Consider the following 14,440-nt stretch of genomic DNA (forward strand, 5'->3'; position numbering starts at 1 on the left):
GTTATCATAGTTTTCCTTTCATCTGACGCATGGCGTTGGCCATCTGCATCATCTTGCTGTTAGACGTGCCGGTGACGAGCTTCATCATCGTGCGCATCTGGTCGAACTGCTTCATGAGCCTGTTGACGTCCTGCAATGTTGTGCCCGACCCCTTGGCTATGCGCATCCTGCGGCTTTGGTTGATGATTTTCGGGTTTGAGCGCTCCTTTGGCGTCATGCTGTTGATTATGGCCTCGATGCTCTTGAGCACACTGTCGTCGATGTCGATGTCCTTTATCTTCGAGCCGAGACCGGGTATCATGGCTGCCAAGTCCTTAAGGTTGCCCATCTTCTTTATTTGCTGTATCTGGTTGAGGAAGTCGCTGAAGTCAAACTGGTTCTTGCGTATCTTCTTCTCAAGTTCCTTGGCCTGCTTCTCGTCGAACTGCTCCTGGGCACGCTCAACAAGGCTCACGATGTCGCCCATGCCAAGTATGCGGTCGGCCATTCTGTCGGGATGGAACACATCAATGGCCTCCATCTTCTCGCCGGTACCCACAAACTTGATTGGCTTCGTCACCACGGTGCGTATCGACAGTGCAGCTCCGCCCCTGGTGTCGCCGTCGAGCTTGGTGAGCACCACGCCGTCGAAGTCGAGCCTGTCGTTGAATTCCTTGGCTGTGTTCACCGCATCCTGTCCGGTCATCGCGTCTACCACGAAGAGCGTCTCGTCGGGGTTTACGGCCTGCTTGAGCGCAGCTATCTCGTCCATCATCTGCTCATCGATGGCCAGACGGCCCGCGGTGTCGATGATTACCACGTCGTTGCCCTTGGCCCGCGCCTCGCGGATGGCATTGTTGGCAATGGCCACCACATCCTTGTTTCCGGGCTCCGAATACACCGGCACGCCCACTGTCTGCCCCACGACACCCAGCTGTTCGATGGCTGCCGGACGGTAAACGTCGCATGCCACGAGCAATGGGTTCTTGCGGTTCTTTGCCTTCAGCATGTTGGCCAGCTTGCCGCTGAAAGTTGTCTTGCCCGAGCCCTGCAGTCCGGACATGAGTATTATTGCCGGTTTGCCATCGAGGTGCAAGTCAGAGGCCTTGCCTCCCATGAGCTCGGCCAGTTCGTCGTGGACTATCTTAACCATGAGCTGGCCAGGCTTCACGGCCGTCAGCACGTTCATGCCGAGAGCCTTCTGCTTGACGGTGTCGGTAAATGTCTTTGCAACCTTATAGTTTACGTCAGCATCGAGCAGTGCGCGGCGAACATCCTTCAGTGTTTCCGCCACGTTGATTTCGGTTATCTTCCCTTCGCCCTTCAGTATCTTGAATGAGCGTTCAAGTCTGTCGCTTAAGTTCTCAAACATATTATGATTATGTATAATCTGTTGTCTTAATGCATTATGCCCTGCAATTATCGCGCAAACGGCTGCAATGTCTGGATGTCAGTGCACGCCGAACGCAACCTATCTTATGCAAAGATAATCTATATTATCAAGAAAAGCAAACTTGGAAAAGATGTTTTAAAGTATTTTAAAACGCCGGGGAGCCAAATTGCGCACAAACATTTGAGGTGTGCAACACGGCGGAGCCGACCCGCAAGCCGATTGCCCGGGTGGGAGCGGCGGGCGGGGCGGCTCCGCTGTCTCGCACGGCAAAGGCGGCCACGGGTGAGCGGCAACATAACAGCTTGGCTGTCAACGCATTACAAAACGGCCTGTTTCATGTTGCAAAACAGGCCATTTTGCATGGCGAAACGACCTGTTTTGCGATGCTAAACGACTGATATTGACAGACAAAGACAAAGCCGGCCCGCCCCAACGGCGCCGTGGCGGCACAGGCATTGACGGCCTGCAAAATCTACGTGCGCCAACAACGGCCGTGGCGGCACAGTCAACACGAAACGCAGGCACAATTGTATAAAACATGAGAAAATGATTCATTTTATACTCAAAATATTTGTTTTCATATCATAAAATCACTATATTTGCAAACGAGACTTCATGGTGAGAGGTCTCCTTCTTACTTATCTTTCATTTTAAAACTAGTTTATGAGAAAACTAAACAAAACGTTAGCTTATGCCACACTGCTACTGACCATGCTGTTTGCAGTGCCCGCCGACGTCGGTGCACAGCTATCGTGGCAAGACAATTTCAACTACCCGGTGGGGGCGCTTTACGGCCAAGGCCCATGGGTAAAGTATGGAACCAACCCCGACTCGCCGATACAAGTTGTAGACAAGACGCTCGACTACGCCGGTTACCCGGGCGGTGTGAAGGGCAAGAGCATTCAGCTCGGGCCGGAGAAAACGGCAGAAGACCTCGTGGCACGCTTCGACCCGAACGACGACGGCGTCAAGGAGGGCAACCTGTACTACTCGGCGCTCATCAACGTGTCGAAGGAACCAACCGGCCCGATTTACGTCATGTCGCTCGTGGTACGCACGAAAAGCTCTCCCGTGGCCGACGGAAAGACCGGTACCGAGCTCGGAAGGCTCTATATAGACAAGGCCGACGAAGAAGGCAAATACCGCCTCGGAGTGGAGCGCGGAGCCGCCGACCCGACATTTGCCGGGCAAACTTTCAGCACAGGGCAGACTTACCTAATTGTGGTAAAGTATGAGATTGGGGCTGCAGGCGAGCGGCAAGACGGTGTGTCGCTGTTTGTCAACCCGGCCAGCTACACCGAAGAGCCGGCCCAGGCCGACGCCGCCATCGACCCGAACAAGTCGGGCTCGGGCGTGTCCAATTACGGACTGCAGGGCATTGAGCTCCGCCAGGGAACGTCGTCGAAAGGCACAGCGCCCACGCTTCTGGTCGGTGCATTGCGCGTGGCCGACACTTACGCCGGCCTGTTCACCGGCAACGACGAGCCCGACGACGACGCTCCGTCAATAACACTGAGCGAGAGCGCGCTCAACTTCAGCTATGTCTACAGCGGCGACCCGCAGACAGCTGTAGTCAACGTCAGGGGTGAAAAGCTGCAGGGCGACATAACCATCGCCGTAACGGGCGACGAACTGAAGCCGTCTGTCACCACTGTAACAGCCACAGAGGCCCAGACCGAGCAGGGAAAGGACGTGACGTTCACGCTGACGCCGGTGACAGAGAACGGCAAGGCCACCATAACCTTCAGCACACCGGGCCGTGATGCCGTAGAGATGGAAGCCACATGGATTACCATGCCCGTAAAGCCAATAGCCACACTGAGTGAGTTTGCCGCCGAAAACCCCGACGACTACCTCACCTACCGCTACACCGGCGAGGCCGTGATTACCTTCGTCAACAAGGGCAACGGCATGCCGGAGTATTACCTCCAGGACGCAACGGGAGGCATGCTCGTAAGAGACGACTACCAGTATCTGCAGGCTACATATAAGGAGGGCGACAAGCTCACCGGGTTCATCGGCAACATCACGTCGGTGTTCGGCGCCATGTCGTTCATCCCCACATCAGCCACGCTGGGCCAGGTTGTGTCCGAAGGCAACACGGCCGAGCCCACAACAGTCACCCTGGCTGCGCTCAAAGTCAGCCCGAAGGATTACGTCAACAGGCTCGTGAGGGTGGAGAACGCCACCATAACCGGCGTGGACGAAGGCGCAACCTTTGAAGAAGGAATGGCGCAACCTACCGTTACCGACGCTACCGGCGAAGGCAAGATACGCATATTCGACGGCACTTCGCTAATAGGCACGCCCGTGCCTACAGGCACTGTCAACATAACGGGCCTGTCTACGTCGACCGGTGCCGTGCTCATAGCGCCGCGAAGCGCAGCCGACATAACACCCGCCGTGGTTGCCGAACCCTCGCTCACGGTGTCGCCCAACAAGTTTGACATGGCGGCCGGCTTCATCGGAAAGTCCACTGTGGTTGGCACTGTACACATCAGCGCCGTCAACATGCCGGCACCTACCACCCTTGAGATAACCGGCACCGACCGCAAGCTGTTCAGCCTGTCTGAAACAACGATACCGGCAGGCACGAGCGAGACCGACGTAGTGGTTTCCTACAACCCCGTTGCCATAGGCAAGCACAGCGCAAGGCTGCTCATCGACTGTCCGCAGATGCCCGACGTTTACCAGGCCATCAGCCTTTCGGCCTATGCCACCGACGAGCAGAACCCGCCAAGGGTCACTGTCGAGCCGGCCGAGGTGCCACAGTTTGAAGCCAAGGTTGGCGAAAGGCAAGAACAGACTATAACGGTCACCACTGCCTACCTGCCCGACTATGCATACCTCAAGATGAAAGACGCTGGCTCGTTCATACTCGGCACGTCGATGCTAATGAAAGACGGAAAGGCCGAAGTGAAGGTTACTTTCGCCCCGAAAGCCGTCGGCGACTATGAGAACGAGATTGTGATATACAGCCTCGCCATAGACACCGTGCGCGTGAAGCTCAAGGGCAAGGCCGTGGAAAGCACCGAGCCAGAACCCGGCAAAGAGGGCGACGACCTGCCGCTCGACGCTTCCAACCCCGTAAAACTGCTCAATGAGCAATTCGACGGAGTGACCAAGAACAAGCCGCTGTCAATCAGCGGATGGAAGAACCTGGCCATGAAGGGCAAGCGTGCATGGTGGGGCTATGAGTTCCCGGCAGAGGATGAGTCGGCCGGAGAGCGCGCCGCAAAGGTAACAGCCTACGACAGCAACGTGCTCGAAGGCAACGAGGAAGACTGCGAGATGATGCTTGTCACACCGCCGCTCGACTTCGCCAACTCTGCAACCAAGATGTTCACGTTCAGGGTCAGGGGCGACTATCTGAGAGACAACCAGACAGACCAGCTCGAGCTATGCTACATCGACCTTGCCGATGGCGACATGTATGTGGGTCCGGTAGACGGGTTCAACATGCCTTACCTGGCCGACCAAAGCGGCGAGTGGCAAGAGTTCCACATCGACCTGACCGGGCAGAACATAGCCGACGAGTTCTTCATGGCCTTCCGCTTCAAGAGCACGCGCGGGCGTAACAACTCTGCCACCTATTACATAGACGACGTTAGCTATGGCCGAACCGACCTCGGCACCATCAGGACTTCGATGCAAAACCTGGCCTTTGTGGCCGTACAAGGCGAAGACGCCGTGTCCGACGCTGTGGAAGTGACGGCAACCAACCTCGTGGAGCCTATCAAGCTGACTGTTGGAGGCCCCAACAAGAGCAAGTTCAAGGTGTCTACGGCCACCCTGCCTGCAACTGGCGGCTCGTTCACAGTGTCGTTCAACTCTAAAGACGTAGGCGTGCATGAGGCTTATGTCAAGCTGGCTTCTCGCGGCGCAGCAGACATATATGTGCCCTTAACGGTCAACAACACCATTGCAGACGGCATTGGAAGCATAGGCACAGAGCCGGGAGACATCGAGATTTTCGACATCAACGGACGACTGGTACGCAGCAAGGCCAACGTGACACCGGCCGAAGCTGCCAACGGACTGCCGGCAGGCATATACGTAATCAAGCGCACTGCCCAGACTGGCATCACCGTCAACAAGGTGAAGATTGACTAAAACATACGCTTGCTGCCTTCGGTCGTGAAGATTGAAGGCCACGGGTCAAACAACGCTCCCGGTGTGACAGCATGGTCACACCGGGAGTTTTTGTTTCCAAACGTCCCCGCTCCATCCGGCAAGCCCACACTAACCGCAACAGCATGACGGCCGCTTTGGCGTTAACATTATTATGTTAAAGGCAACAGCAACGCCGCCCCTGCATAACCTTCTGGCATCCAACGTGTTGCAACATCGGCCGTTCCTGGTTGCCAAACGTGCCGTTTCAGACTGTGAAACGACCCGTCTTGCAGCGCAAAACGAGCCAAACGGCAATGCAGAACGACACATGCCGCAAACCGGCGGCGGCCACAGCACTTTTTAGTCAGTTATATTCAAGTACATGCAAAATGCATTCTCCCATTGCAAAACAACAGCCCCCATGGGCACGGGGCAACAAAAAAGACCCGGGGGTTACATCCCCCGAGCCTTGTATATGCGCTCTTTGGCTTCATTGATTTCCTGGAATTTCTTTTCAGCGGCCCTCCTGATGTCTTCGCCCAAGGCCGCCACGCGGTCGGGATGATGCTCAAGGGCCAGCTTGCGATAGGCCTTGCGCACCTCGTCGTCGGTGGCTGTGGGCGGCACCCCGAGCACCTTGTAGGCTGCCTCAAGGCTGTCGCCGCCGAGGTTGAGCATGGAGTCTACATCCGAAGAGGCCATGCGCAGCCACGCGGCACACTCCCTGATGGCCTCTACCTCCTCGCCCACCACATTGCCGTCGGCCTTTGCCAGCAGCACGAGCAGGTTCAGAAGCTGGAGCCTCTGGGCGTAGTCCATGTTGGCAGACATCTGAGCACAGCAGTCGGCCACGGTGTTGCGGAAAGCCACGTTGCCCACCCGCTTATGCTCTTCAAACAGTTTTCCGAGTATCTCCTCGCCCTGCCTGAGCGCCCCTTCGCCGAAGTTGCTGCGCAAGAAGCGCCTCACAAACTCCATCTCCGAATGCATCACGCGCCCGTCGGCCTTGATTACATAAGACACGAGCACCAACATGGCAAACAGGAAACTGTTGCGCTGGCCCTCGTAAACGCGCCCGCTGCCATACGGTGAGCCGCCCGTGGCACTGCCTCCCGTATCGGGCGTGTTTACGGAATCCATGCCGTAATCAAACATTGCCCCTATCACCAGGCCCGCCAATGCTCCGAGCGGGCCGCCAGCCATCCATCCAAGGAAGCTGCCAATCCATTTACCTGCTGCCATATATGTTCTTTTTCATCTTACAATACAAAATCCATGCCAACGGCATTGCGGTCAATTCAGGTCTAAATCCTTTTTCACATTATTACGAATCTTTGTGAGATAGGCCTTCATAGCCTTGGCATCCTTGTGCTCGATGATGCCCAGCAGCTCGCGCATCTCATCCATTATCCGCTCCACCTGGCAACCGGTGTATGGGTTGAACAGTATTTCCTGCAACAGATAGTCGTCCTCGCCGAGCACGCCTTTGGCTATCTTCATGTGGCGCTTGAACGTCGTTCCCGGCGCGTCCTGGTGCTTCATGACGGCAGCAAAGACGAATGTGCTCACAAATGGTATGCTCAGCGAATAGGCAACGGTACGGTCGTGTTCATCGAAAGTGTATTCATAGACACTCAGGTCGAGCCTCCTGTACAGGTCTTTGAAGAAGATGCGGCCCATGTAGTCGCCCTCGCTGATCACGATGGCGTTCTCTTCGCTCAGCTGCTGCAGGTTGGCAAAGGTGGGACCGAACATCGGGTGGGTTGAGACATAAGGGTGGCCACACTGCTGGTAAAACTCCTTCAGCCCGGTCTTCACCGAGGCTATGTCGCTCACGATGCAGTCGTCGGGCAGATACGGCATCACTTCCTTGAAGGCAGAAATGGTGTATTTCACCGTCACGGCATTTATCAAGAGCTCCGGGCGAAACTCCTTTACCTCGTCCAACGACGTAAACCTGCGGCAGTTGTAAGTAAACCGCATCCTAACCGGGTCTTTTTCATACACCGCCATCTCGTGGTCGAAGCTCAGCAAATCAAGGAAAAAGCTCCCCATCTTGCCGGCTCCCATAACCAGAATCCTCATATTACTTATATATTAATGATTGATGCAACGCCACAATACAGCCCCCGGCATGGCCCGGGCGCGCACCGGCGCGATAACAGCCACGCCACGGTGCACCACCGGAACACACCAACCGGAGCCCCTGCATGGGCGCTGCCTACTTGTTAATTATCTCCATCTGCTGCCTTACCGACTCGCCATGGATAAGCTCAAACACATTTGTTGCAAACTCGGGGCTCATGCCGCACAGCGAGCCCTGTGCCCCGCGCTTGTCAAGAATCTCGCTATAGCGTGCCGACTGAAGCACCGTCATGTTGTGCTCTTTCTTATACTGGCCTATCTCGCGGCACACACGCATGCGCTTGGCAAGCAGTTCCATGAGCTGGTTGTCTATCTCGTCAATCTGCTTACGCAGCACAGCGATGCCCTCTGTCGTGTTTGTCTCGCTGCGAACGACAAGCAGGCTGAGTATGTAGTCGAGCACATCGGGCGTCACCTGCTGCTTGGCGTCGCTCCAAGCCTTGTCGGGATCGCAGTGGCTTTCGATGAGAAGGCCGTCGAAACCGAGGTCGAGAGCCTGCTGGCACAGCGGCGCTATCAACTCGCGGCGGCCGCCTATGTGGCTCGGGTCGCATATCATGGGCAGCTCAGGTATGCGCCGGTGCAGTTCGATGGGAATCTGCCACATGGGCAGGTTGCGGTATATCTTCTTGTCATAGCTCGAAAATCCGCGGTGAACAGCGGCCATCCGCTTTATCCCGGCTTGGTTGATGCGCTCCATCGCGCCTATCCACAGCTCCAGGTCGGGGTTTACCGGGTTCTTCACAAATACGGGTATGTCCACTCCCTTGAGCACGTCGGCCATGGCCTGCATGGCAAACGGGTTTGCCGAAGTGCGCGCCCCGACCCACAGTATGTCTATCCCGTACTTCAAGGCAAGCTCGATATGCTCCGGCGTAGCCACTTCGGTGGCCACGAGCATGCCCGTCTCCTGCTTTACGCGCACGAGCCACGGCAGGGCCTTCTCGCCGTTGCCTTCAAACCCTCCGGGCTTTGTGCGGGGCTTCCACACCCCCGCCCTAAACATGCGGCATCCCTTCATGGCCAGCAGCCTGGCCGTTTCCATCACTTGTTCTTCTGTCTCCGCCGAACACGGGCCGGCAATGACGAAGGGCCGCTCGGTGTCGCTGGGGAGTCTCAACGGTTCTAATTCAAGTTCCATAGTCGTTATTTCATTTTATTGTTCGTTTTATCCTTTTCGGCACTGCCGCCCGGGCCATGCCGCATCCATGCGCCCATCGCCCTGTTGCGGTGCCGGCTCAGCGTGGCCGCCCGGCCACCATCTGCTCTATTCTGCACAGCGCTTCCTGCAGCTTCTCGTCTTTGGCGCAAAGCGATATGCGTATGTACCGCCTTCCGTTTGAGCCGAATATGAAGCCGGGCGTGATGAACACACGCGCCTCATGCAGCACCATCTCAGTTAGCTCCTCGGCATCCTGGTACACATCGGGTATGCGCCCCCACAGGAACATGCCCACCTGCGAACTGTCGAACGTGCATCCCAGCGCCGCCATTATCTTCTCGGCATACACCCGGCGGCGCCTGTAAGTCTCGACGTTAGCCTGCCTGTGCCACTCGGCATCGTTGGCGTAAGCCTCGGCGGCGGCCAGCTGGATGCCCCTGAACGTTCCGCTGTCGATGTTGCTCTTCACCTTCAGGATCCAGCTTATGAACGTTGCGTTCGACGAGCACTGCCCCACGCGCCACCCGGGCATGTTGTGGCTCTTCGACATAGAGTTGAACTCGATGCAGCATTCCTTTGCCCCCGGCACCTGCAGAAGCGACATGGGGTGGTCGTTGAGTATGAAGGAATACGGGTTGTCGTTGACCACGACAATCGAATGCTCGCGTGCGAACCTCACGAGCCGCTCGTATGTCTGCATGCGGGCGTTGCCCCCGGTGGGCATGTTGGGATAGTTTGTCCACATGAGCCTTACCCGGCTGAGGTCCATGCGCTCCAGACTGTCGAAGTCGGGCTGCCACCCGTCGGCCTCGTTGAGGTCGTAATTCACCACCTTCGCCCCGAGAATCTTGCTCAGCGAGGTGTAAGTGGGATAGCCGGGGTTGGGCACAAGCACCTCGTCGCCGGGGTTGACGAAGGCCAGTGTAACGTGGAGTATGCCCTCCTTGCTGCCTATCAGCGGCAGTATTTCGGTCTCGGGGTCGAGCTCCACGCCATACCAGCGGCGGTAGAAGCCCGCCATGGCCCGCCGGAGCTCGGGCGTACCCATCGTGGGCTGGTAGCCGTGGGCGCCCGGCTGGCGCGCCACCTCGCACAGCTTGGCCACCGTCTGCTCCGACGGAGGCATGTCGGGGCTGCCTATCGCGAGGCTTATTATGTCTTTCCCCTCGGCGTTGAGGCGTGCCACTTCTTTCAACTTGCGGCTGAAATAATATTCGCTTACGTGCCCGAGCCGCTCGGCCGGCTGTATGCCTTTATGCTGATTGCTTTCCATCTTGATACTCTCCCAATATTTTTAGTTCCCTTGTCAACGGCGTTATCGCATCGATGCTCTGCCTGTATCGCGTCAGGTTATCATACGTGACATCCACGTAGAAAAGATATTCCCATTCGTGCCCGATGATGGGAAGCGACTGAATCTTGGTCAGGTTTATCTTGTAGAACGACAAGATGCTAAGCACCTGCGACAGCGAACCTTCCTCGTGGGGCAGCGCAAAGACAAGGCTGGCCTTGTTGGCCTTCTCGAGCGGGCGCAGGAAATCGGCCTTGCCGGGATTGCACGACACGAGGAAGCGCGTGAAGTTGTGCTTGTTGTCCTCGATATGGTCTTCCAACACCTTCATGCCATAGATGTGGGCAGCCGACGAACTGCATATAGCGGCACACCCGCGACGTGCTGCCACGGCGATGTCCTTGGCCGCGCCGGCCGTGTCTTCACACTCAACCACCTTCAGGTCGGCATGGCCCGACAGGAACTGGCGGCATTGCATGAGGGCCACCGGGTGCGAGTGGACCTCGCTTATCGTCTCCCACGAGTCGTCGGGCAGGCAACAGATGCAGTGCGAGATGTGCAGCTTGTGCTCGCCAACCACCGTTAGCCCTGATTCGCGCAACAGCTCGTAGTTGTGCAGCAGGCTGCCGGCGATGGTGTTTTCTATTGCCGTCATGCCAATCATCGTGGGGTCTTTGGCCAAGTTATCAAACACTTCTTCGAACGTTGCGCAGCAAACAAGCTGCAGTTGTTCGCCGTTGAAGTACTGATGAGCCGCTATGTCGTGGAACGACCCTACGAATCCTTGTATTGCTACTCTCTTCATTTTGTGTCTATGATGTTTTGTTTCATTACGTATCTTACGAGAAATCCCGCCTCATCGTCGATGGAGCGGGATTCTGACTGTAAACCTTCATTGGTTTTATCTTGCCATAAGTTGAAATTTACACGCAACTTCCCGCTTCACAATTCCTTGCAAAGTAAAAATAAAAAAAGTAGTAAAAAGATGCGTTCAACTTACTCATGACTATTCGTTTGTAGTTTATCTGCCTGCAAAAGTATAACATTTTTGCGAACTATACAAATAAATCGAAAGTTTTTTATTGTCGACTTCACATTTTATCAGACGCCATGCCAAAGGCAGCCTTCACCGCCGGGGCATGCTGCAACAACAGTGGCAGGCAATGGGGCTGCCCCTTGCTGCCTACGCACTTTTGTAATAAAGCATTACCGCCATTGCCCTGCCGCCCAACCACCTGAGCGCCAGCGGCTTGCAATCCGGGCCGTATCGAGGTGCCGAACGGCCCGTTTCACAATGCAATACGGGCCTTTTGGCAATACGGAACGGCCTGTTTCGCAACGGTGTTCAATGCAGCTGCCTCAGCCAAACGGAATATGTAAAACAATGTTACGGTAAACTTTCAGGGCCGGCAACGCGCCCGGAGGCATGGGACGGGGCTGCCGCCATGCCGCAGAAAACGCCACACAAAAAATGAGGGCAGCCCTTCCGACCGCCCTCAACCAACACAAAAACTAAACTAGACTTAACTAATGTCGTATCTGGATTTTCCCAAATCCATGATATTACGTATGCAAAGATACGAACGTTTTGCGAAATTAGCAAGCATTTTGCTATGTTTTTTGAATCAAAATTCGGTGTACGCCCACAACGGCAAGCGCCCCTGCACAAATGGCTACGGCCCATTCCTCACGGGCCTGAGGCCCACCTCAAGCCGAGGCTACAGCCTCACTGTCTTGGCCATGAGGTAATAGTCGAGCAGCGTCATGGCCGCCATGGCCTCGACCACGGGCACCGCACGCGGCACAACACACGAGTCGTGGCGCCCGCGGGCCGTGAACCGCGTAGGCTCGCCGCCCATGTCTACGGTCTGCTGCTCCATCAGCACCGTGGCCACAGGCTTGAACGCCACCCTGAAGTAAATGTCCTCGCCATTGCTTATGCCGCCCTGTATGCCGCCGCTGTGATTGGTTGCCGTGGCAATGCGCCCGCCGCGGTTGACAAACACGTCGTTCTGCTGCGAGCCTCTCGCCGTAACACCGGCAAAACCTTCGCCATATTCAAAGCCTTTCACGGCATTGATGCTAAGCATGGCCGCCCCGAGCGCCGCGTGGAGCTTGCCAAACTCGGGTTCGCCCAGGCCCGGCGGACAGCCTTTGATGACGCAGGTGACAACGCCGCCGATGGTGTCGCCGACGGCCTTCACCTTCCTTATGAGCTGCTCCATCTGCGCGGCCGCCTCGCTGTCGGGGCAGCGCACGGGATTGGTCTCGGCGGCGGCAATGTCGTAACGGCGGTAGTCGGGGTCTGTGCAGATGTCGCCCACCTGCGACGTATAGGCAGCAATGCTCACTCCCACCTGCCGCAGCGCCAGCTTGGCCAGGGCTCCGCCCACGCAGCGGCTTATGGTTATGCGGGCCGACGAACGCCCCCCGCCACGATGGTCACGCAGCCCATACTTATTATAATATGTGTAATCGGCATGCGACGGCCTAAACAGGCATCGCAAGTTCTCATAGTCTTGCGAGTGGTGATTGGTGTTCCTGACCACGAAACCGATGGGGGCGCCGGTCGACTTGCCCTCAAACACCCCGCTGAGCAGCTCGACTTGGTCTGGCTCTTTGCGGCTCGTTGTCAGGGCGCTCTGCCCCGGGCGGCGGCGCTCAAGCTCATGCTGGATAAACTCTTTGTCTATCTCTATGCCGGCAGGCATGCCGTCTATCACACCGCCCACGGCCTCGCCATGGCTTTCGCCGAATGATGTCAGCGTGAAAACATTGCCAAAAGTATTGCGCATCATAGTAATGTTTAAAAGTGAAATGTAAGATACTGAGGGCAGCCGGGGGTGGATGCTGGCCGTCACTCACGGCAAGAGGGCCTGCCTAAAGGCCGGCCTCGCCATGCAGTGGCCGCCGACGGCCACCCCCGTCACATTCGTCCAAGCCCTTGGCTCATGAGTGGCAGTGGCCTCCGCAGCAACCGCCATTGTCGCCATGATGGTGATGGCCGTGCTCGCCGCAGCCGTCGCCACAGCCGTCTCCGCAGTCTCCGCCACAGCTGCCGCAGCCACAACCGCATCCCTCACCGCTCAGGCGGTTGATCATGGCCTGTATCTCGTCGTTGGTTGCCTCGCGGCTTTCGAGCACACGGCCCTTGAACTGCAGCGTCTGACCGGCCAGCGGGTGGTTCAGATCCATCTTCACCTTGTCGTCGCTGATGTCGAGCACGCGCCCGAAAAAGCGGTTGCCGTCGGCATTCTGCAGCGGAACTACTGCATCCTTGAATATATGCTCGTGGTCAAAATGGCCGTTGATGCAAAACATCTCGCGGTCCAAGTCGAGCACGTGGGCCTCTTCGTAGTCGCCGTATGCCTCGTCCTTGGTCAGCTCAAAGTCAAACTCGGCTCCCGGCTCCAGCCCGGCTATCTCTTTCTCAAAGGCATCGAGGGTTACCCCGAAACCGCTGATAAACTGGAAGGGGCGCTCTTCGGTTGCCTCTTCCACCAAATTGCTCTCTCCGTTTTCTGCCGTGTAAAGCTTGTAAGCAACGGCAATGTACTTGTTCTGTGGTTTGTCCATTATCTTGATATGTGGTTTGATACTGCTTGCAAAGTTACTCATTTTATTTCGAAAACAAACGCATAAGGCCATTGTTAATGCGAAACCATTAAAAAACCGTTATCCTTTCACTTATTTGACTTGTATCAATTAAAACGGCTGTTTGCGCACACAACAAGCAAATTCCATTGCTTTGACCGTATTTCGGCGTATCTTTGCGGTGGAAAATCGATAAAGAGAGAACACAGAAAACTGACCGGCCAGAGTTTAAGTAAGTAGTAATTTAAGTAAAAAAGAAAGGGTAACAAAGATGAAAAGATTGTATTTAACAGTCGTGGCACTGCTCAGCATGACCATGACATTTGCAGGAGACAAGAACGGAATGGACGCAGCCGGAGCCAACACAGCCGCAACGAGCGCCACAACGGCCAAAGCCGACAGCACAGCCTCGTACGACATCAGCTACAACCTGCGCCGACTGGGCGAGACACTCGGGCTCACCCTCGACCAGATGAACAGCGTAGAGGCGCTCAACCGCATTTTCCGCGGCGACCTGAAGACGGCGGCCGAGGCCGACAAAGCCAACCGCAAGGCCCTCATGGACAGCGCCGTTGAGAAAGACATGAAGTACATGAGCTACGTCCTGACGCCCGAACAGTTTGACAAGTACCAAACATTGATCAACACAACACTGGCAAACCGCGGATTGGAAAAATAGGCCGCACAGTGAAAAGAAATAACGAAGAGAGCCGCCACAGCCTGGATTGTGGCGGCTCTTTTTTGCATTTTGCTTGCCTGTCTC

The 14,440-nt window shown here is 56.2% G+C and carries 10 protein-coding genes; 2 read left to right on the forward strand and 8 right to left on the reverse strand.

Translation table 11 applies throughout. The features are described 5' to 3' along the window. Positions 1 to 4 precede the first annotated feature (4 nt). The gene (gene ffh / locus M3089_RS10475; RefSeq protein WP_249083957.1) at positions 5 to 1,351 is read right to left on the reverse strand and encodes a signal recognition particle protein; all 1,347 of its coding nucleotides are present in this window, start codon (positions 1,349 to 1,351) and stop codon (positions 5 to 7) included. A 684-nt stretch (positions 1,352 to 2,035) separates the two neighbouring features. On the opposite strand from ffh, the gene M3089_RS10480 reads away from it, so the two are divergent. Beyond that, positions 2,036 to 5,485 (forward strand): DUF5689 domain-containing protein, encoded by a 3,450-nt coding sequence (locus tag M3089_RS10480; protein ID WP_249083959.1) that lies wholly within the window; start codon positions 2,036 to 2,038, stop codon positions 5,483 to 5,485. A 453-nt stretch (positions 5,486 to 5,938) separates the two neighbouring features. Here the strand turns inward: M3089_RS10480 and M3089_RS10485 are convergent, their stop codons facing one another. The 7 genes from M3089_RS10485 to M3089_RS10515 form a co-directional block, all read right to left on the reverse strand. Next, complete coding sequence (locus tag M3089_RS10485; protein ID WP_249083960.1) at positions 5,939 to 6,727, reverse strand: DnaJ domain-containing protein; 789 nt, start codon at positions 6,725 to 6,727, stop codon at positions 5,939 to 5,941. A gap of 51 nt (positions 6,728 to 6,778) precedes the next feature. After that, complete coding sequence (locus tag M3089_RS10490; RefSeq protein ID WP_249083962.1) at positions 6,779 to 7,570, reverse strand: prephenate dehydrogenase/arogenate dehydrogenase family protein; 792 nt, start codon at positions 7,568 to 7,570, stop codon at positions 6,779 to 6,781. 136 nt (positions 7,571 to 7,706) lie between these two features. Next, positions 7,707 to 8,771 (reverse strand): bifunctional 3-deoxy-7-phosphoheptulonate synthase/chorismate mutase type II, encoded by a 1,065-nt coding sequence (locus M3089_RS10495; RefSeq protein WP_249083963.1) that lies wholly within the window; start codon positions 8,769 to 8,771, stop codon positions 7,707 to 7,709. Between the two features lie 97 nt (positions 8,772 to 8,868). Continuing rightward, positions 8,869 to 10,065 carry a pyridoxal phosphate-dependent aminotransferase gene (locus M3089_RS10500; RefSeq protein ID WP_205109930.1) on the reverse strand — a complete coding sequence of 399 codons (1,197 nt, stop codon included), beginning with the start codon at positions 10,063 to 10,065 and terminating at the stop codon, positions 8,869 to 8,871. Then, positions 10,046 to 10,888, reverse strand: a complete 843-nt coding sequence (locus tag M3089_RS10505; protein ID WP_205109932.1) for a prephenate dehydratase — start codon at positions 10,886 to 10,888, stop codon at positions 10,046 to 10,048. The genes M3089_RS10500 and M3089_RS10505 overlap by 20 nt, the downstream gene beginning before the upstream one ends. A gap of 913 nt (positions 10,889 to 11,801) precedes the next feature. After that, positions 11,802 to 12,878: a chorismate synthase gene (gene aroC / locus M3089_RS10510; protein WP_249083964.1), complete on the reverse strand. Its 1,077-nt coding sequence runs from the start codon at positions 12,876 to 12,878 to the stop codon at positions 11,802 to 11,804. Positions 12,879 to 13,032: 154 nt separating this feature from the next. Next, entirely contained in the window at positions 13,033 to 13,659 is a 627-nt protein-coding gene (locus M3089_RS10515; RefSeq protein WP_249083966.1) for an FKBP-type peptidyl-prolyl cis-trans isomerase, read from the reverse strand. Between the two features lie 289 nt (positions 13,660 to 13,948). Here M3089_RS10515 and M3089_RS10520 point away from each other — a divergent pair, with 289 nt between their 5' ends. Next, positions 13,949 to 14,356, forward strand: a complete 408-nt coding sequence (locus tag M3089_RS10520) for a hypothetical protein (RefSeq protein ID WP_249083967.1) — start codon at positions 13,949 to 13,951, stop codon at positions 14,354 to 14,356. Positions 14,357 to 14,440 lie beyond the last annotated feature (84 nt).

It is taken from the genome of Marseilla massiliensis, assembly GCF_023336985.1.
GTDB lineage: Bacteria > Bacteroidota > Bacteroidia > Bacteroidales > Bacteroidaceae > Prevotella > Prevotella intestinigallinarum.

Bases quoted from the DNA above. Each gene is read 5' to 3' on its own strand.
- aroC (WP_249083964.1), bottom strand. From the start codon at position 12,878: ATGCGCAATACTTTTGGCAATGTTTTCACGCTGACATCATTCGGCGAA.
- M3089_RS10520 (WP_249083967.1), top strand. From the start codon at position 13,949: ATGAAAAGATTGTATTTAACAGTCGTGGCACTGCTCAGCATGACCATG.
- ffh (WP_249083957.1), bottom strand. From the start codon at position 1,351: ATGTTTGAGAACTTAAGCGACAGACTTGAACGCTCATTCAAGATACTG.
- M3089_RS10495 (WP_249083963.1), bottom strand. From the start codon at position 8,771: ATGGAACTTGAATTAGAACCGTTGAGACTCCCCAGCGACACCGAGCGG.
- M3089_RS10515 (WP_249083966.1), bottom strand. From the start codon at position 13,659: ATGGACAAACCACAGAACAAGTACATTGCCGTTGCTTACAAGCTTTAC.
- M3089_RS10485 (WP_249083960.1), bottom strand. From the start codon at position 6,727: ATGGCAGCAGGTAAATGGATTGGCAGCTTCCTTGGATGGATGGCTGGC.
- M3089_RS10505 (WP_205109932.1), bottom strand. From the start codon at position 10,888: ATGAAGAGAGTAGCAATACAAGGATTCGTAGGGTCGTTCCACGACATA.
- M3089_RS10480 (WP_249083959.1), top strand. From the start codon at position 2,036: ATGAGAAAACTAAACAAAACGTTAGCTTATGCCACACTGCTACTGACC.
- M3089_RS10490 (WP_249083962.1), bottom strand. From the start codon at position 7,570: ATGAGGATTCTGGTTATGGGAGCCGGCAAGATGGGGAGCTTTTTCCTT.
- M3089_RS10500 (WP_205109930.1), bottom strand. From the start codon at position 10,065: ATGGAAAGCAATCAGCATAAAGGCATACAGCCGGCCGAGCGGCTCGGG.